Origin of the sequence: Albibacterium bauzanense (assembly GCF_004339765.1) — a bacterium.
Lineage (GTDB): Bacteria > Bacteroidota > Bacteroidia > Sphingobacteriales > Sphingobacteriaceae > Albibacterium > Albibacterium bauzanense.
The window spans coordinates 696,222-715,749 of record NZ_SMGO01000001.1 but is presented as its reverse complement, the minus strand read 5'-3'; the positions used below and the strand labels follow the sequence as shown (position 1 = coordinate 715,749).

19 protein-coding genes are annotated in these 19,528 nt (G+C 35.0%); 10 read left to right on the top strand and 9 right to left on the bottom strand.

The annotated features are described in order from the left end of the window. Positions 1–173 precede the first annotated feature (173 nt). The 4 genes from C8N28_RS03285 (at position 174) to C8N28_RS03270 (ending at position 3,027) form a co-directional block, all read left to right on the top strand. A complete protein-coding gene (locus C8N28_RS03285; protein ID WP_132221489.1) occupies positions 174–566 on the top strand; it encodes a DUF4783 domain-containing protein in 393 nt (130 codons plus the stop codon). Between the two features lie 70 nt (positions 567–636). After that, a complete protein-coding gene (gene nadC, locus C8N28_RS03280) occupies positions 637–1,512 on the top strand; it encodes a carboxylating nicotinate-nucleotide diphosphorylase (RefSeq protein ID WP_132221487.1) in 876 nt (291 codons plus the stop codon). Between the two features lie 6 nt (positions 1,513–1,518). Next, on the top strand, positions 1,519–2,160 hold the full coding sequence (gene plsY / locus C8N28_RS03275; RefSeq protein ID WP_132221485.1) for a glycerol-3-phosphate 1-O-acyltransferase PlsY: 642 nt from the start codon (positions 1,519–1,521) through the stop codon (positions 2,158–2,160). Positions 2,161–2,226: 66 nt separating this feature from the next. Then, entirely contained in the window at positions 2,227–3,027 is an 801-nt protein-coding gene (locus C8N28_RS03270) for a M48 family metallopeptidase (protein WP_132221483.1), read from the top strand. A 19-nt stretch (positions 3,028–3,046) separates the two neighbouring features. Here the strand turns inward: C8N28_RS03270 and C8N28_RS03265 are convergent, their stop codons facing one another. From C8N28_RS03265 to C8N28_RS03250, 4 genes are all read right to left on the bottom strand, one after another. After that, a complete protein-coding gene (locus tag C8N28_RS03265) occupies positions 3,047–4,255 on the bottom strand; it encodes an anthranilate synthase component I family protein (protein ID WP_317127308.1) in 1,209 nt (402 codons plus the stop codon). Between the two features lie 21 nt (positions 4,256–4,276). Next, the gene (locus tag C8N28_RS03260; protein WP_132221481.1) at positions 4,277–5,551 is read right to left on the bottom strand and encodes an adenylosuccinate synthase; all 1,275 of its coding nucleotides are present in this window, start codon (positions 5,549–5,551) and stop codon (positions 4,277–4,279) included. Positions 5,552–5,596: 45 nt separating this feature from the next. Then, positions 5,597–6,103 (bottom strand): Fur family transcriptional regulator, encoded by a 507-nt coding sequence (locus tag C8N28_RS03255; RefSeq protein ID WP_132221479.1) that lies wholly within the window; start codon positions 6,101–6,103, stop codon positions 5,597–5,599. 101 nt (positions 6,104–6,204) lie between these two features. Further along, positions 6,205–8,418: a RelA/SpoT family protein gene (locus C8N28_RS03250; protein WP_132221477.1), complete on the bottom strand. Its 2,214-nt coding sequence runs from the start codon at positions 8,416–8,418 to the stop codon at positions 6,205–6,207. A gap of 96 nt (positions 8,419–8,514) precedes the next feature. On the opposite strand from C8N28_RS03250, the gene C8N28_RS03245 reads away from it, so the two are divergent. The 3 genes from C8N28_RS03245 to C8N28_RS03235 are packed head-to-tail and all read left to right on the top strand — an operon-like array spanning position 8,515 to position 11,316. Further along, on the top strand, positions 8,515–9,129 hold the full coding sequence (locus C8N28_RS03245) for a DUF4294 domain-containing protein (protein WP_132221475.1): 615 nt from the start codon (positions 8,515–8,517) through the stop codon (positions 9,127–9,129). 54 nt (positions 9,130–9,183) lie between these two features. Beyond that, positions 9,184–9,927, top strand: coding sequence for a bacillithiol biosynthesis deacetylase BshB1 (gene bshB1, locus C8N28_RS03240; protein ID WP_132221473.1), 744 nt, complete (start codon positions 9,184–9,186; stop codon positions 9,925–9,927). A gap of 30 nt (positions 9,928–9,957) precedes the next feature. Then, a complete protein-coding gene (locus C8N28_RS03235) occupies positions 9,958–11,316 on the top strand; it encodes an acyl-CoA dehydrogenase family protein (RefSeq protein ID WP_132221471.1) in 1,359 nt (452 codons plus the stop codon). A 4-nt stretch (positions 11,317–11,320) separates the two neighbouring features. Here the strand turns inward: C8N28_RS03235 and C8N28_RS03230 are convergent, their stop codons facing one another. Both C8N28_RS03230 and C8N28_RS03225 read right to left on the bottom strand, forming a co-directional pair. Then, a complete protein-coding gene (locus tag C8N28_RS03230; protein WP_132221469.1) occupies positions 11,321–11,713 on the bottom strand; it encodes a hypothetical protein in 393 nt (130 codons plus the stop codon). 90 nt (positions 11,714–11,803) lie between these two features. Further along, positions 11,804–12,688 (bottom strand): 1-aminocyclopropane-1-carboxylate deaminase/D-cysteine desulfhydrase, encoded by an 885-nt coding sequence (locus tag C8N28_RS03225; RefSeq protein WP_132221467.1) that lies wholly within the window; start codon positions 12,686–12,688, stop codon positions 11,804–11,806. 77 nt (positions 12,689–12,765) lie between these two features. On the opposite strand from C8N28_RS03225, the gene C8N28_RS03220 reads away from it, so the two are divergent. After that, on the top strand, positions 12,766–13,809 hold the full coding sequence (locus C8N28_RS03220; RefSeq protein WP_132221465.1) for an RluA family pseudouridine synthase: 1,044 nt from the start codon (positions 12,766–12,768) through the stop codon (positions 13,807–13,809). Between the two features lie 30 nt (positions 13,810–13,839). Next, positions 13,840–14,718 carry an aminotransferase class IV gene (locus C8N28_RS03215; protein ID WP_132221463.1) on the top strand — a complete coding sequence of 293 codons (879 nt, stop codon included), beginning with the start codon at positions 13,840–13,842 and terminating at the stop codon, positions 14,716–14,718. Here the strand turns inward: C8N28_RS03215 and fmt are convergent. After that, a complete protein-coding gene (gene fmt / locus C8N28_RS03210; RefSeq protein WP_132221461.1) occupies positions 14,710–15,621 on the bottom strand; it encodes a methionyl-tRNA formyltransferase in 912 nt (303 codons plus the stop codon). The genes C8N28_RS03215 and fmt overlap by 9 nt on opposite strands. A gap of 68 nt (positions 15,622–15,689) precedes the next feature. Between fmt and C8N28_RS03205 the strand changes: the two genes are divergently transcribed. Continuing rightward, positions 15,690–16,910: an ABC transporter permease gene (locus tag C8N28_RS03205; protein WP_132221459.1), complete on the top strand. Its 1,221-nt coding sequence runs from the start codon at positions 15,690–15,692 to the stop codon at positions 16,908–16,910. A gap of 15 nt (positions 16,911–16,925) precedes the next feature. On the opposite strand, the gene mazG is transcribed toward C8N28_RS03205, so the two are convergent. Together mazG and C8N28_RS03195 are read right to left on the bottom strand one after the other, a co-directional pair. Beyond that, positions 16,926–17,732, bottom strand: a complete 807-nt coding sequence (mazG, locus tag C8N28_RS03200; protein WP_132221457.1) for a nucleoside triphosphate pyrophosphohydrolase — start codon at positions 17,730–17,732, stop codon at positions 16,926–16,928. A gap of 10 nt (positions 17,733–17,742) precedes the next feature. After that, positions 17,743–19,521, bottom strand: a complete 1,779-nt coding sequence (locus C8N28_RS03195; protein WP_132221455.1) for an aminopeptidase P family protein — start codon at positions 19,519–19,521, stop codon at positions 17,743–17,745. Positions 19,522–19,528 lie beyond the last annotated feature (7 nt).

Genomic DNA, 19,528 nt, shown 5'->3' with positions numbered 1-19,528 from the left:
ACTCAATTATACAAATTTAAGAATAATTAGAAGACTATTATAATGGCGCATTTTAATGTTGGTGAAATTATTTATCTTTCTTTAAATGGGCATTATATTCTATATTTGATTTCTCGGCATCCTTTTAGTGTAAGAAATGATTATTGATATATTAAATTGAATCAGGATAATTAATGAAGAGTTGTATTTTATCCATTGCTTTTATATTTATTTGTATTTCGAATTCAATCGGGAACGATTTGATTGGAGAATTATCAGGTCAATTTCGACAGGGAAACGCCAGAGAGATCTCTAAGTACTTCTCACCAACGGTGAATTTGTCGATTTTAAATGACAATAATGTATATTCCAAGGTACAGGCAGAAATCATTCTTGAATCATTCTTTAAGATGAATTCCCCTACAGGCTCTAAGGTCATTCATCGTTTAGACAGCAACCCTAACTATCAACATGCAGTAATTGAGCTGAATACAATAAAGGGGTATTTTCGGGTTTCTTATTCTATTAGAATTAATGATAATAAAGCCCAGGTTGTGGAAATTAGGATAGAGAAAACCATTGATTAGTTAACGAGTTTTTGAAAATATTAAAGGTAATTCAGGGCAAATTCTTACTTTTGAGGGGAAATTTAACAGTATGGATCAAATAGAGAGGAATGCTATGCATCAATTTATTCAATTAGCAATTCGTGAAGATGTTGGTGATGGTGACCATACTTCATTGTCTACGATTCCGAAAGGTGCACAGGGAAAAGCTCATATCCTGATAAAGGAATCTGGTATTCTGGCTGGAGTTGAAGTTGCTAAAGCTATATTCAAAGAAATTGATCCAGAGTTAGAATTGACTATATTTTTTGAGGATGGTCAGGAAGTAAATCCCGGTGATATCGTTATTGAGATTTATGGAAGTGTGCATAGTATTCTATTAGCAGAACGTTTGGTTTTAAATGTTATGCAACGTATGAGTGGTATAGCAACAGTAACAAACAAAGTTGTTAAACAGCTTTCAAAGACCGGAACAAGAGTTTTGGATACAAGGAAGACGACACCGGGTATTCGTTTCTTAGAAAAGGAGGCTGTTCGTATTGGAGGGGGAGTTAATCATCGATTTGGTTTGTATGATATGATATTAATTAAAGATAACCATGTTGATTTTGCTGGAGGAATAAAGAGTGCTTTGGATGCAGCAAATAAATATCGTAGAGAACATAAAAAAAATATTGATATTGAAATAGAGGTTAGAAGTATTGATGAGCTGAATGAGGTATTAGAACATGGAGGTGTGGAGCGAATACTTTTGGATAATTTTGATATTAAGACATTGAAGGAAGCTGTTCAAATAATTGACAAACGATTCGTAACTGAAGCATCAGGAGGTATTACTTTTGAAAATGCTTTTGAATACGCTTCATGTGGGGTTGATTTTATTTCTATGGGGGCATTAACACACTCCGTAAAAAGTATAGATATAAGTCTTAAAAGCAATTTGGCAAAGACCCTTTCGAAAAAGTAGCAGTTAATGATATCTATTTCTTCTATTTTAGCTCTGATAGCAGCTTATTTATTTGGATCAATACCTACAGCGGTTTGGCTAGGGCAATCGTTTTATAGGGTTGATGTGAGAGAGTTCGGTAGTGGAAATGCCGGAGCAACTAATACGTTCAGAGTTTTAGGTACAAAGGCTGGAACTGCTGTCATGCTGATTGATATATTAAAGGGGTGGACTGCTACCAATTTGGCCTATTTCATAGGTATCTCTGTTACGGGGCCACAAAGTTCTATCCAATTTATAAATTACCAACTTATTTTAGGAGTTATTGCTGTATTAGGCCATTTATTTCCTGTGTTTGCTGGTTTTCGTGGAGGAAAAGGAGTAGCGACCTTATTTGGGATGATACTGGCTATTCATTTTGAAGCAGCAATGGTTTGTGTTGCAGTATTCATCATCCTATTATTGCTCTTTAAATACGTCTCTTTAAGCTCTATTTGTGCAGGATTTGCATTCCCTTTTAGTGTTTCGGTGGTTTTTCATACTCCTATAAAATCTATTCTCCTTTATGGTATTTGTATATGCGTATTGGTTCTGATAACTCATCAAAAAAATATTGAACGTTTACTAAAAGGAAAAGAATCTAAGGTTTATTTATTTAAACATAAATAATACGGTTGTTTGCTGTACTGGCATGTTAATTGCTTTTTTATTGTTATATATTAAATAAATAATCAGATGAAAAACCTGCCTAAGATAACTGCCGGCTTGCTCTTAATGAGTTTTATAACAGCATGCTCTACTGTTCCTTTTACCGGTAGAAAACAATTGAGCCTGGTAGATGATAGTAGTTTGAGACAGGAGGCAGCACTTGCTTATACTCAGTTTTTAAAGAGCCCTCAAACTACGGTAATAACTGGAACCGCGGATGCAAATGAAGTTCAACGGGTTGGACAAAGAATTTCACGTGCCATTACTACATATTTTAATAATAATGGGATGGGTAGTCAATATAACTTTGACTGGCAGTTTGCATTGATAAAAGACAAAAATATTAATGCATGGTGTATGCCCGGAGGAAAGGTAGCGGTCTTTTCTGGTATATTACCAGTTACTGCAAATGAGAGTGGTTTAGCCGCAGTTATGGGTCATGAGATTGCTCATGCAATAGCAAAACACTCTGCTGAACGAGCCTCTCAAATGGCTTTGGCACAAGGTGGTGGTACTCTGATTGGTGCTGCTTCATCGGGTAAGTCACAAGCAGTGATAAATCAGCTTTACGGTATTGGAGGTCAATTAGCTATCTTAAACTATTCTCGCAATCAAGAGTCTGAAGCAGATAGAATGGGTCTTATTTTTATGGCAATGGCCGGATATAATCCAAATGAAGCCGTTAACTTCTGGACCAGAATGATGAATGCTAAAGAAGGATCTGGAGCTCCACCCGAGTTTTTGAGTTCACACCCTAGTGATGCACGCAGAATTAATGATATTAAAAAGTTAATTCCCGAAGCGATGAAGTATTATAAAGCGAATTAATTGAGAATTGGAGGATATTTTAGGAAAGTAACTTGTTTATAGCAGAAGCCTTTAGTAAGCATTCCTGATATTCTGCATTTTCATTTGCATAAGCTGTAATTGCTCCTCCGACATGGAAAGATAGATATCCTGTTTCAGAATTATGTATTAATGTGCGAATAACGACATTGAAATCAAAGTCGTTATTTCCATTGAAGTACCCAATGGATCCAGCATATAAGCCACGGTTTCCTTTTTCATATTGACTTATTAGATTCATTGCACTTATTTTTGGCGCGCCTGTCATTGACCCAGGAGGGAAAGTGTTTTGGATTGTAGTTGTTGACTCTATTCCTGGTTTAATGGTGCAACTAATGGTTGATATGAGTTGATGAACCTGTTTGAAACTATATAATCCCAGCAGTTCTTCTACTTTGACAGTTCCTGCTTTAGCACTTCTAGTTAAATCATTTCTGACTAAATCAACGATCATTATGTTTTCGCTGATTTCTTTCAGGTCATTTTTTAGTCTGTTCTTTATTTCATTATCTTCTTCTGGTGTTTTTCCTCTTGGTGCCGTTCCTTTAATAGGTTGAGATATTAATTTTTCACCCTTTTTTGAGAGGAAACGTTCAGGAGAAGCAGATATAATGAAATTGTTTTCATGCTTCAGAAAACACGAAAAAGGAGTAGGCGATATGGAATTTAATTCTTTATAAGCAGCGAAGCAATTAAGACTTGAATTCTCAGAATAAAATTCCTGACATAAATTTATTTCGTATATATCTCCTTTAAAGATATGTTCTTGAAGTTTTTGGAAAGCAGTTCCATATTCCTGGCGAGACATCCGGTTTTTTATAGTACCATGGAAATTAATAGCTTCCACTTTAATATCTATCAACTCTATTGCATTAATAATTGCATATGGATCAGTAGCTTTTATTTCTACTTTACCTTTCTTGAAAGTTAATAGGTAGTTAGGAATAAAGAAGTAGGCTTCAAGGTCATAAGTTAAATAACCAGGAATAATTTCTTCAGGATGTTTATTGAGGAAGTTCTGTAAATCTTTAAAGTCTTGTAGTTTGTCGGACTTGAATTCTGATGTTTTTCCAACTGCAATCATTAAAGATATTGAACCGAATGGATCACTATAGTTATTTGAATCTAATATGCAAACGGTAGAAAAAGAAGAAGCCCATAATTGGGCTTTTTCTTTAAATAAATCAATATTTGAAGGTTCGTAAATCACGAATCTATTTATTTACTGTAATTATTTTAGAATTAGAGTTTGTACACGGTCAGGACCTACTGAAAGATATTTTATAGGTACGTTTAATTTCTCCTCTAAATAGCTAATATAACTTTTCAAGGCCTCAGGAATTTCTTCTATTGAAGTTATTTTGGTTATATCTTCTTTCCACCCTGGTAAATTTTCGATGACAGGCTCTGGTTTAATAGAGATAATATCATATGGCATATAATCGATCTTCTCGCCACTTTGAATATAATGTGTACAAACACTTATTTCATCAAAGCCACTTAATACATCGGCCTTTGTCATTACTAATTCAGTAACTCCATTTAACATGATGGCATACTTTAAAGCAGGGATATCAATCCAGCCTGTTCGTCTCGCTCTACCAGTAGTAGCACCGAATTCGTGGCCGATTTGTCTTAAGTTTTCACCAATTTCATTGTCAAGCTCTGTAGGAAATGGGCCGCTGCCAACACGTGTACAGTAAGCCTTGAAGATGCCGATAACGCTGCCGATCTTTTGAGGAGCTACTCCTAAACCAATACAGGCTCCAGCAGAAGTTGTATTAGATGATGTTACGAATGGATAAGAACCAAAATCTATATCAAGCAATGTGCCTTGAGCACCTTCGGCTAAAACTTTCTTGCCATCTTGTAATGCTTTATTTATTAGATGTTCACTATCTACATGAGGAATAGTTTTTAGGAATTCTATTGCCTCAAAAAATTGTTTTTCTTTTTCACTAAAATCAGGGATATCTCCATAATGAGATAGAATAGATTTATGCTTTTCAACAAGCTTATTATAACGTGTTTGAAAATCAGGCAATGTGGTATCTCCAACACGTAAACCATTTCTGCCGGTTTTATCCATGTATGTAGGACCTATACCTTTTAACGTAGATCCAATCTTACCATCACCCATTTTTGATTCTGAAGCTGCATCTAATAGTTGATGAGTAGGCAAGATAAGGTGAGCTTTTCTTGCAATTACCAGTTTTCCTTTAGCAACGGGGTCAAAACCGTTCTTTTTTAGACTATCAATTTCTCTCTTTAAGATAATTGGGTCAATCACTACTCCGTTACCAATTACATTTAAGATTCTGTCATTAAATATTCCGGATGGAATGGTGTTTAATACGTATTTCTGTTGGTCGAATTCTAATGTATGGCCAGCATTTGGGCCACCTTGAAAACGTGCTATCAGATCATATTGAGGACATAGGACATCAACAATCTTTCCCTTACCTTCGTCGCCCCATTGAAGACCCAAAAGTATATCAACTTGCATAATTTTTTTTATAGAAAGTGAAAATTAAATATTTAATAGTATTTGTTAATCATTTATATGATTAAGAGAACCTTTACTTAGAAGTGATTGCTCTTCTTTATTGCGTTTTGAAGCACAAGCACTACAAATACCATATAGGTTTAATGAATGATGCTTAATGTCGAAATTTAATAGTTCACCAATCATGGATTGAATTTGGTGGATACGGGGGTCACAGAATTCCACAACTTTACTGCATTCAATACAAATAACGTGATCGTGTTGTTTAAAGCCATAGGACTTCTCAAATTGGGCCATATTTTTCCCAAATTGATGTTTTTTCACCAAGTCACATGAAACTAATAATTCAAGAGTGTTGTATACAGTAGCGCGACTAACTCTGTATTTCTTATTTTTCATGTGGATATATAATGATTCCACATCAAAATGGTCGTTTCTAGAATAAATTTCTTCAAGTATGGCAAAACGTTCAGGTGTTTTCCTTAAACTTTTATTTTCGAGATAGGCCTCGAAAATTTTCTTTACCACTTGAAATGAGTCTTGTGCAGTCATTTGTTTTTCTTAAAGGAACAAATTTACCCAAAAAAAATTGAAATGCGGAAAATTCGCTGAATTGATATCTTTTTAAACAACTGATTTATCATTGCACAGTTTTAAGATACTATTTCTGATTCAAAACGATTGACTCCGGTAATCCCTTTTATTTGTTTTAATCTTTTAATTAACCTTTCTAAATGATCAGTGCTATTGACATAAATCATGATACATCCTTCAAAAATACCTTCATTGCTTGAGATTGTAATGGAGCGGATATTAATTTTGAAGTCTTCTGATATAACTTTTGTTATCCGGTTTACCAATCCAACATCGTCGATGCCTAATATTGATAGGCCTGTCAGAAATGCTAATTCTTTTTGTGATGTCCATTTTGCTTTGACAACTCTATAAGCATAGTTTGCCATTAATGAAGCTGCATTTGGACAGTTGTTTCGATGGATTTTAATGCCATCATTTATAGTCACAAATCCGAATACATCATCGCCAGGAATTGGATTACAACAAGGAGAAAGTGTATAGTCTATTTTTTGAAGATCGTCTCCAATTAATAATGTTTCTTGATCTCTTTTATTAATTTTCCTAACGAGTCCCTCAACGTGAGAGTCGAAGTGATTGGAATTAACAGAATCTACAGATTTTTCGGCAAGTGCAAACTCTCGTAAATCTTTTACATCAATTTCTCCTTTAGCTATGTTATAAAATAAATCCTGAGTGGAGAAGAGCTTAAAGAACTGAGTAAGTTTATTTAGATTATCAGTATTGTAAGTTACTTTAAGAGATTTTAATTTGCGCTCTAGAATCTCTTTGCCGTCTTCTGCTACTTTTCTCTTTTCTTCTTTTAAAGATGATTTTATTTTAGATTTAGCTTTGGCTGTTACTACAAAGTTCAACCAGTCTTCTTTAGGAGATTGTTTGGTTGATGTAATGATCTCTACCTGATCGCCGTTTTGAAGAATATGTGAGATTGGGACAAGCTTATGATTTACTTTTGCTCCAATACAACTTGCACCTAAATCTGAGTGGATTTCGAAGGCAAAATCAAGAGCCGTTGCACCTTGCGGTAATTGAATCAATGAGCCCTTTGGAGTGAAGATGAATATCTCATCAGAGAAGAGATTCATTTTAAAATCGGCAACAAAATCAAGAGCATTACTCTCTGGGCTACTTAAAATATCTCGTACTTTTTGTATCCATTGATCCAAGCCACTATCTGGGTTAGACTCTTTATATTTCCAATGTGCAGCAAATCCTTTTTCAGCAATCTCGTTCATTCGTGTTGTTCGGATCTGCACTTCTACCCATTGGCCCTTAGGGCCCATTACAGTGGTATGTAAGGACTCGTATCCATTTCCTTTTGGAGAAGATATCCAGTCTCTTAGTCGGTCTGGATTTGGTCGGTAAAGGTCGGTTACAATCGAATAGGCTTTCCAGCAATCTGCCTTTTCAAACTCCGGTTGAGAGTCAATGATAATCCGAATTGCGAATAAATCGTAGACTTCCTCAAAAGGAGTTGATTTTTTACGCATCTTATTCCAGATGGAATGAATGGATTTCGACCGTCCGAATACTTTAGCATCAATACCTTGATCGGTTAATATTTCCTCTATAGGTTCAACGAATTCAGCAACATAGCGCTCACGTTCTGCCTTTTTTTCGTTTAATTTTCGGGCAATGAATTTATAAGTATCAGGATCTGTATACTTCATTGAAAGATCTTCCAACTCAGATTTGATGGCATATAAACCTAGTCTATGTGCAAGTGGAGCATACAAATAACTAGTTTCAGATGCTATCTTTAATTGCTTATCCCGAGGCATAAACTCCATGGTTCGCATATTGTGTAAGCGATCAGCCAGTTTAATTAATATAACACGGACATCATCTGCCAGTGTAAGCAGCATTTTTCTAAAATTCTCAGCTTGTATTGAACTGTTAGGGTCAAATATTCCGGAGATCTTGGTTAATCCATCAATAATCTTACTAACCTTTTTTCCAAATATGAGTTCAATATCTAATAAGGACACATCTGTATCCTCTACTACATCGTGTAATAAAGCGCATACAATAGATGTAGTTCCTAAACCGATTTCTTCTGCTGCGATCTGAGCCACAGCAATTGGGTGATAAATATATGGCTCGCCAGATTTTCTTCGCATATCACTATGACTCTCCAGAGCTATATCGAAAGCTTTTCGAATCATTTGCTTGTCGCCTTTTTGCATTGTTGGTTTGCAAGCCCTTAATAATGCGCGATATCGCTTTAGAATTTCTTTTTTTTCCGACTCTAAATCGATTACTATTTCCTTCATACTTCTATTCTCTTCTTTCTCTTCCTTCAGCGACTAATATTATTTATTGAAACAAATTTTTCATAAATTAGTCGTGAGTTTAGCTTAGTTAAATATATGAAATTTTTAGCATTTTATTTAACATTTCCGTTACTTTTTTGTGGATTTGTGCTACATGCACAAGAAGAGGAAGAGCGTTTTGAAATGCCATCAGTAGCGATGAATGTTCCAACAACATTGCTAGATGGAGAACGAGTGCCTTGGATTTTGCTTCGGGTAGTGAATATATATGGGCAACGTACTTTTCGGACAGAAGCAGATCGATTAGCCTTTAATAGATTGAGATATAATGTGTTGAAGGTGTTGCCTTATGCAAGGATTGCTCAACAAAAATATGACCAGCTTTACCGTGATTTAGCTTTAACTGGTGACCGGAAAGAGAAGAAAAGATTAATAAAGCAATGTGAGAAGGATATTAAAGATATGTTTTATAAAGAGATTAAGAATATGACAATTTCTCAAGGTGAAATATTGCTAAAATTAATCGATCGTCAAACAGGAAATACAAGTTATGAGTTGGTTAAGGAGTTAAAAGGAGGAGTTCCTGCTTTCTTTTATCAGTCTTTAGCACGAGTTTTTGGTCATAATTTAAAAAACGAATACGATCCAGTAGTTGATCGTGATATTGAAAATATTATCCGGAGTTCGGATAGTATGTACCGATTTTATTAATTTCGACTTTCTTTGTATTCGAATTTGTATCGAATACTTTATCTTTAATACTATATGAAATCAGAAAGCTTAGATCTAAAACTAGATTTATTAGTCATAACTGTGCATCCAGACGATGCAGAATTAGGTTGTGCAGGCACAATCCTTAAACATATTGCTGCTGGCAAAAAGGTAGGAATAATTGATTTAACGCAAGGTGAATTAGGTACCAGAGGTACAGCAGAAACCCGTCATGAGGAAGCAACTAACGCTGCAGAATTACTAGGGGTGAAGGTTCGTGAAAACTTGAAAATGAGGGATGGTTTTTTTCGCAATGACGAAGAACACCAATTGAAGGTGATTTCAGCGATTCGGAAATATAAACCTGAAATAATTATTTCTAATGCACTGCGTGATAGACATCCTGATCATGGACGTGCTGGTGATCTTATAAATGATGCTGTGTTTTTAGCTGGTTTGCGTAAAATCGCAACCTATGACAAAGATGTAGAACAGGATATTCATCGTACAAGATTATTATTACAACTTATACAAGATTATTATATAAAACCTGATATCGTAGTTGATATAAGTGAATATTGGGACCAAAAAATAAAAGTTATACAAGCCTATAAAACTCAATTCTTCAATCCAGAATATAATGAGAATGAACCTCAGACCTATATATCCAGACCTGAATTTTTAGAAGTTATAGAGAGTCGTGCAATTGAGTTTGGTAAAAATATTCAAGCAAGATATGCAGAGGGTTTTACCTGCCGAAGATTATTGGGAGTAAATAATTTATCTGATTTACTATAAAATGAAATAGTTCAACTAGTACACATAATTATGGCCACTGCTTTTTCTAAGATTAAAAGTGCTTTTAAATTATTAAAGCAGATTGACTTTGATCAATTAAATAAACTATCCGAAAAGGTAGACCTTCCTAAGGCATTGGCAGGCTTTTCGAATCTAGATGATAATCAGTTATCCGGATTAATGAAAATGCTTCAGTCAGATAAAGGAACTCGTGAACTGCCAGTAATCAATGGTGATTTTTATGAAGTACATCTTCGTTTAACAGAAGAGGAGAGAGCTATTCAATTTAAGGTTAGAAACTTTATGGAAAGTGAAATTAAACCTTTAGTCAATAAGTATTGGTTAAATGATGAATTTCCTTTTGAGATATTACCTAAGTTCACTGAATTGAATCTATGCGGTGTTACTTATGAAGGTTATGGTTGTCCGAATTTGTCTTTTTTAATGGAAGGTATCATTGCTATGGAAATGGCAAGGATTGACTCATCGATAGCTACCTTTTTTGGTGTTCAAAGCGGGTTAGTTATGGGCTCTATTTATCTTTGTGGTTCTGAAGAACAAAAGAATGAATGGTTGCCTCAATTACAGCAATTAAAAAAGATCGGGGCATTCGGACTCACTGAACCAGAGGTAGGATCAGGAGCTGCCGGAGGTTTAACAACAACAGCAAAGAAAACAGAAGAAGGCTGGGTTCTTAATGGACAGAAGAAGTGGATTGGTAATGCTCCTTTTTCTGATGTAACTATTATTTGGGCCAGAGATATAGAAGATAATCAAGTAAAGGGTTTTTTAGTAAGAAAAGGAACTCCGGGGTATCACGTTGAAAAGATAAAAGGTAAATTGTCTTTGCGTATCGTCCAGAATGGATTAATAACCCTTGAAAATTGTATTGTTCAAGAATCTGATCGGTTACCTCTAGCTAATTCTTTTAAGGATACAGCAAATGTATTGAGAATGACCAGGGCAGGGGTTGCATGGATGGCAGTTGGTTGTGCACGAGGAGCTTATGAAAATGCATTAGATTATACCCGCAAACGTGAACAATTTGGAAAACCGATTGCATCATTTCAATTGATTCAAAATCATTTAGTTGAAATGTTATCTAATCTTACTGCTATGCAGACATTGGTTTACCGGTTATCAGAGTTACAAGATAATGACTTATTAAAAGATGAGCATGCTTCATTAGCTAAAGTGTTTTGTACTTTAAGAATGCGTGATATCGTTAGTAGAGCACGTGAAGTCATGGGTGGAAATGGCATTTTAATGGAATATAATGTAGCACGTTTTGTTGCCGATGCAGAAGCTATTTATTCGTATGAAGGAACCAAAGAAATCAATTCCTTAATCGTTGGTAGAGCTATAACGGGTTATAGTGCTTTCGTCTAATTTGTTATTCCTCAGTTACCCTACCGACGGCATTCTTCTGAAAAACCCAGATTGTTCTATATTGTGTCGTGTCATAATGAGGAGAGTTCATTGTTAATTTGTCGGGAGCACCACTTTTAGCATCAAAGAAAAATATTTTTGTGATACCATGTTCCGTATGGGGCATAGAATTTCCGTAAGAATCATAATCAGCAACCAAAGGGCTGTCTACTTTCACAGCATATACACGAATTACCGGACCCGAATTGTTTTCATTTCTGTAAAAAGCAGTTTCAGTAAACCCACCTCTTATCTTTTGCGAATTTGTTAATAATGAAGAGTCGCTAATGATAACGATCAAAATTAACACAACTACAAAGCCAAACCAAATCCAACGCTTTTTATTTACTTTATTCATCTTTGTTATATCTACTAGTTCCAGAAGTGCTGAGCATATCTTAATGATATTTTTGAACTTTCCTAATGGGGGAAATGTGCTGCAAAAGTACTAAAATTTTGCTTGTTGACCTAGAAATCCTGTTAGTCCGCCACTATGTAAAATTAAAATATGTTCTCCTTTTTTAAAGTGGTTTTTTGAAATTAAATCCATCACAGCAAAGAATAGCTTTCCTGTATAAACAGGTTCAATCAAGATACCAGTATCCTTGCAAAAATTTTTTATAAACTCAATTAGTTCAGGTTTGGTTTTAGCATAGCCTCCAAAGTGGTAATCAGTATGAAGGTTTATTTTTACTTCCGGACAAAGGTTGTGAACAGCAGTCTCAATAAAATCTCCACCTTTTAAAACAGGAATCCCGTGGATATGAGCGTTGGGTTGAAATTTACTTGCACCTTTTGCTAAGCCAGCTAAGGTTGCACCTGTTCCACAAGCTGCAAAAATATGATCGTATCTTTCTGTTAATTCAGATATAATCTCTTCGCAACCTTTGACGGCCTCAATAGAATATCCTCCTTCATTTATGAAAAAAGATGATGGATCATTATCATGATATTTTTGAAATAATTCTTCTTTATTTTTGTATTCATCTCGTGTAACGAAATGAATATTCATGCCAAATAACTTACATAAACTTAAAATAGAGTTGTCTACTTTCTCTCCTCTGATATATGCAGTACTTTTAAATTTAAATTGTGCAGCAGCAGCGGCAGTTGCTAATATATGGTTAGACCAATTACCACCAAATGTTACCAAATGATTCTTATTTTGATCTCTGGCTTTAATAAGTAAGTATTTTAACTTTCTCCATTTATTACCTGAAATATAAGGATGAATCATATCGTCCCGCTTAATGAATATTTTAATTCCTTTTTCTTCACCTAATGGTGAAATCAGAGATTGTTCCGGACTAAAAAAATCAAAATTAAATTCCATTTAGACGATATGATGTTTTTTTTCATAAAACTAAGTATTTCTAGAGCGTTTGCATAACATATGTTATTTTTGCAATTATGATAGATGAACTTAATCCACAGGATAACGGCGATCAGGATTTATTTGAGCACTTACGAATAATAGTGGATAAGGGTCAGACACCTCTCCGCATTGATAAATTTTTAATGAATCGCGTTGAAAATGCTTCAAGGAATCGGATCCAAAATGCAATTGATGCAGGTAATGTGCTGGTTAATGAAAAAGAGGTTAAGGCTAGTTATAGAATAAAGCCTGAGGATGTCATTTCTGTCGTTTTTCCTCATCCTCCACGAGATACAGAAGTTTATCCAGAGAATATTCCATTGGATATTATTTATGAGGATGATGACTTATTGATTGTCAATAAATCTGCTGGAATGGTTGTGCACCCTGGTTATAATAACTATACCGGAACGCTTGTTAATGCGTTGACATATCATTTTAATTCATTGCCTCAGATGCCAGGTAATGATGGCAGACCCGGTTTAGTACACCGTATCGATAAAGACACGAGTGGTTTATTGGTTATTGCAAAAAATGAGTGGACAATGACTAATTTGGCTAAGCAGTTTTTCGATCATAGTATAGAAAGAAAATATGTGGCTTTAGTATGGGGAGATATTACAGAAGATGGAACTATTACCGGATATATAGGCAGAAGCTTAAAAGATCGGCGTGTAATGTCTATGTATGATTCTGAAGACCAAGGTAAGTGGTCAGTTACTCATTATAAAGTGCTTGAACGACTTGGTTATGTAACTTTAATAGAGTGTCAATTAGAGACAGGAAGAACTCATCAAATCCGTACTCATTTAAAGTCGATTGGCCATCCTTTATTTAATGATGCAATGTATGGAGGAGATAGAATAGTTAAGGGAACGGTTTTTTCTAAGTATAAACAGTTTGTTGATAATTGCTTTGCCTTATTGCCCAGACAGGCGTTACATGCTCAAATAATTGGTTTTACACATCCAACGAGTAAAAAAAAGATTGCGTTTGATAAACCATTACCAGAAGATTTTCGTTTATGTTTGGAGAAATGGCGGTCATATGTTCAATATGATCACGAAGGGAATAAGTAAGAAATTATTAAATCAGTTTATATAGAGTTAATGAATCAGAGCCGCTTTTTAGATTTTAACGGTCGCTTTCATCATACGGAAGAAGCTATATTTCATGCAACTAACCGAGGCTTTCGTTATGGAGATGGCTTATTTGAAACAATGCGTTGGGAAAATAGAGATATTCAACTTTTGAACTATCATGCTGAGCGTTTAATAAAAAGTATGGATATCTTGAAAATAGAAGGAGGAAAGCTATTTGATAGTACTTTTATTCGTCGGAGAGTTACATCTTTGCTTGAGAAAAATCAATTAATAGAGAATGAATGTAGAATACGTTTTTCTGTATTTCGTGATGGGGAAGGTTTATATACTCCACAAACTAATCAATCGGCTTATATAATAGAGGTAACTAAGTTAGACAAAAAGATAAATGTTAATAATCAGTCTGGGTTGATTATTGACATATTTTCTGATCATCGTAAACCTCAGAATTCACTTTCTAATATAAAATCCAGTAATGCAATTTTATATGTATTAGCAGGCGCTTATCGTAAAAAACACGCGTTTGATGATGTTTTACTAATAAATGAAAGTGGTTTTTTAGTGGAGTCATCTAGCTCAAATATCTTTGTGTGGTATAATGGCATGCTCTATACTCCTGCTTTAAGCGAAGGTTGTGTAGATGGAGTAATGCGTCGTTCTATCCTTGATTTTGCCAAAGAGAATGAGATAGAAATTATTGAAGCTCAGATTAATCCACAGATTTTGAATGAAGCAGAAGAGATTTTCTTAACCAATGCAGTGCATGGTATGCAGTGTGTTTTAGGCTACAAGAAAAAAAGGTATTTCAACCGTTTATCTAAGGATCTGTGGCAAAAATATGAACAATGGCAAAGAAAGATCGCGGAAGAGGCTAAATCACTTTAATCGAAAACCTCTGAGAAAATCAGAGATACTCATTCTTTTTTTATCTTGAATTTGCAGATCCATAATATGGATATACCCGTCTTTGCATGCAAATTTCAGATAGGTTTTGCTGTCGCTTAAAGGTGTTCCTGGTTTTTCATTAACTTGAATAAACTCTGGTTTTGCTTTATATATTTTTAGGATCTTCCCTTCGAGAAGTGTAAATGCTGTAGGGTATGGGCTTAATCCTCTAATCAAATTATAAACTTCCTGAACTGAACGATCCCAATTGATGCGACAGTCTTCTTTATGGATTTTTGGTGCAGTTTTTAAATCATTGTTTTCAGGTTGTGGTGTCCCTTCAATATTGCCTTCATAAATAGCACGAACTGTTTTAACCAACAATTGAGCACCAATATTCATTAGTTTATCGTGGAGGTCTTCCGCAGTATCATCGGGTAGAATTGGTGTTTTCTCACTAAAGAGAATATTCCCAGTATCGATTTCATGCTGCAATAAAAAAGTACTTACACCGCTTTCTGTTTCACCATTCATAATGGCATGATTTATTGGCGCTGCGCCACGATATTGCGGTAGAAGAGATGCATGTAGATTTATAGTTCCTTTTGGAGGCATATCCCAAACAGCTTCGGGTAGCATTCTAAAAGCGACTACCACTTGCAGGTCTGCTTTGTAGCTTCTTAACTGCTCTATAAAATCAGGATCTTTTAAGTTTGTTGGCTGTAATACAGGTAAATTGTTTTCTAAAGCAAACTTTTTTACAGCAGATTCTTGAATCTTTTGACCTCTTCCTGCTGGTTTATCAGGAGCAGTAACTACGGCAACAACCTTCTCTCCTGCTTTCAGTAAGGCTTGCAAAGAAGCAACTGCAAATTCAGGAGTACCCATAAATATAATTGACATAAGATAGAATTCAGAAAATTTTGGAATACATTCTTTACCTTTGCGAAGGTAAAAATAATATATCGAATTTGAATTTTCCTTTATTTCTTGCTAAGCGGATTACGACTAAAAGCAATCGTACTTTCTCAAAATTGATTGTTCGAGTAGCCATTGCTGGTATTATGTTGGGACTTACCATCATGATTTTGGCTATTGCGGTTCTTCGTGGTTTTAAATCGGAAGTAATTGAAAAACAGCGTGGCTTTTCTGGAGATATTGTTCTTTTTCAATTCGATTTAAATCCAGCTTATGATAATACCCCATTTCTACTAAATGATTCCATAAGAGAGAAATTAAGCGCAATTCCGTTTGTTAAAACTATCCAGCCTTTTGCTACTAAACCCGGGATTATCAAAGCTAATGAGGAAATTGAAGGTGTTGTATTAAAAGGTATTGATAAAACATATAATCAAGAATTTATCGCCAGTATTCTAACTGAAGGTAAGCCGATTGATTTTTCAGATGAGGAAAATGTAAATAGTCAGATATTAATTTCTAACTATCTGGCAAATCGTTTGAATCTAAAGCTTGGAGATGATTTTTTAATGTATTTCATTCAAGAGCCTCTACGAAAGAGAAAGTTTACAATTGTCGGTATCTTTAATCAGGGTGCTGAAGAAATAGATAAAACTTTTGTAATTGGTAATTTGGGACTCATTCAACGTTTAAATGATTGGGGCGCAGATACGGTAGGTGGTTATGAGGTTATGCTCAATTCATTTAGCAGTCTGAATGAGAGCAAAACTCAGATAAATGATGCACTGCCTATAGAGCTCAGATCACTAAGTGTTGTGGAATATTATCCAGAAGTATTTCAATGGCTAGATCTATTAGATGTAAACACGGAGGTAATTTTGTTCTTAATGGTTCTTGTGGCAGTTATTAATATGATTTCGGCTCTTTTAATCATGATTCTTGAACGAACTCAGATGATTGGTATTTTAAAAGCGCTTGGTTTTTCAAACGGAGGTATCCGAAGAGTATTTCTTTATAATGCTACTTATTTAATTGGCTATGGATTGTTATTAGGAAATTTAATGGGACTTGGTTTCTGTCTTATTCAAAGTCAAACAAAGTTCATTAAGCTTGACCAGGCATCCTATTATGTAGATCATGTGCCTATATCCATTGGTTTTTCCGATATTATTTTCTTGAATTTAGGAACTTTAGTAGTTTGCCTATTAGTTCTTTTAATTCCTTCAGGACTAGTAAGCCGAATTAGCCCGGTAAAAGCAATCGGATTTAAATAGCTTTTGGCCTAAGGACTATTCTAATTTCTTTGCTTCATTCCAATAGATGTCCATTTCTGTTAAGGTCATATCCTTTAGATTTTTCCCTTCTTCTTTAGCCTTGTTTTCCAGGTAACTAAAACGTTGGATAAACTTTTTATTGGTTCTTTCCAAAGCGTTCTCTGGATTTATATTCAAAAATCGGGCGTAATTGATCAATGAGAACAATAAGTCACCAAATTCATTCTCCGCTTTTTCTTGATCAATTAAAGAAGAATCTTCTATATTGAATTCTTCCTTAAATTCTTGAAGTTCCTCTTCAACTTTCTCCCATACCTGGCTTTTATCTTCCCAGTCAAAACCAACACCTTTTACTTTATCTTGAATTCTATAAGCTTTGACTAATGCGGGGAGCGATTTAGGTACTCCTGATAAGACTGATTTGTTTCCTTCTTTCAATTTTAGTTGTTCCCAATTCTGTTTAACATCTTCTTCATTAGCAACAATAACGTCTCCATAAATATGAGGGTGCCTGTTAATTAGTTTTTCGCAGGCCGAATTTAGAACATCTGTAATGTTGAAAGCTTTCTGTTCATCAGCGATCTTAGCGTAAAAGGTCAAATGTAGAAGAATATCGCCCAGTTCTTTTTTAATTTCAGGGAGATCATTCTCTAAAACTGCATCTCCCAATTCGTACATCTCTTCAATAGATAGATGCCTTAAACTGAGCATCGTTTGTTTCTTATCCCACGGACAGTCAGTACGTAAGGTATTCAATATAGTAAGTAATCGTTCAAAGGCTGCTCCTGGTGTATATTCTTCAGGAGGTGGTGTTTTTGACATTTTTTCTTGTTTAAATAGATCGTGTTTTGGATGCCAGCCAAGCTTTCTCATCTTCATTTAAAAATGGAGATAGCTTATCGAAAACTTCGCTATGATATTTGTTTAGCCAATCAATATGGCGTTTTTCTAAGAATGTTTTGTTGATAATGGAAGTCTCAATATAACATAGTGTCAGGGTTTCAAAATTCATAAACTGTCCGAAATCAGAATCCTTATTCAAGCGACTTGCTACAAGGTTTTCAATTCTGATACCATAATGTCCTTCCCTATAAAGACCAGGTTCAATGGAAGTTATTACATGAGGTTCAATAGCGATATCAGTATTTGATGCATTAAAAACATGAGGGCCTTCATGAACATTCAAAAAGAAACCAACGCCATGCCCTGTGCCATGACCATAATTTCGGAACTCATCCCAAAGTGGCTTTCTCGTAATTGCATCAATTTGATATCCTCTTGTTCCAACTGGAAAAACAGTAATACTTCCTTCAATCATAGCCTTTAAAACCAAGGTATAATCTTTCTTTTGATCGTCAGTAAGATTTCCTAAGCTAATTACGCGAGTAATATCAGTAGTCCCAGTAATATATTGTCCGCCAGAGTCAATCAGAAGTAGTCCGTCTAATTCTAATTTTACATTACTTTCAGAAGTAGCTTTATAATGGGGCAGGGCACCATGTTCTCTATAGCCGGCGATCGTATCAAAGCTTTCACCCACAAAATCTTTTTGCGCAGCTCTGTATTCCTTTAGTTTTTCAGCAAGGGTAATTTCCGAGATTGCCGTTTTTTCTATATTGTGTTCTAACCAATAGAAAAAACGACTTAATGCTACCCCATCCTTAATCATGGTTTCACGAGTGTGAGCTAGTTCTGTATCGTTTTTTACAGACTTTAAAAATGTACTGGGATTAGTATCTTCAATTTTATTACAAGATTCAGGAATTAAAGCATAATACGAGTAACAATTTCTTTTAGGGTCAATAAAAATGTTAGCATTAGCAGGGATGCTTTTTATTGCATCCTCAATTGCTCCATAAGGATGGATAGAAACTCCTATACTTTTCAATTCTTCTAAATTCTCCTTGTTGAGTTTTTCAGAGTCAATAAATAATTGCACACTACCTGAAATGAATAATGCAAAGCTAAGAACTACCGGATTGCATTTAACATCTCCACCTCTAATATTAAATATCCAGGAAATATCATCTAACGATGAAATCAAATGAACAGAAGCTCCTCTTTGTTTTAAAACACTTTGTATTTCCTTAATCTTTTCAGAAGTATCTTTCCCGGTGATAGCTTTAGCTAGTAAATAAGCAGGCTCCTTTGGGAGAAGCGGACGGTCAGTCCAAATTTCCTCAATCAGGTCAAGATCAGTTCTGATGTTAATTCCTATTGGCTTTAAAGTATACAGTAGTTGTTTTGCAACCGTTACAGAAGCTAATTTTCCATCAAAAGCAAGAGTTTTTCCAGAAGAAAGGGTTTCAGAAAGCCATTTGGTATATTCTGCTGCTCCTTGAGCTTTTAGCTTTACCAATTGAAAACCAGAGCCTTTTAATTGATCAGTTGCTTGTACAAAATACCTGCTGTCGGTCCATAAACCTGCAAAATCCGCAGTAACTACAAGTGTTCCAGCAGAACCTGTAAAATTGGAGATCCATTCTATGTTTTTATAGCGATCGGGTGGGTATTCACTAATATGAGGATCTGCCATAGTAATAATATAGGCATCGATATTTTCATTTTTCATCCTCTCTCGAAGTGCTGAAAGCTTATCTGAAGGTGTCATTTCTGCT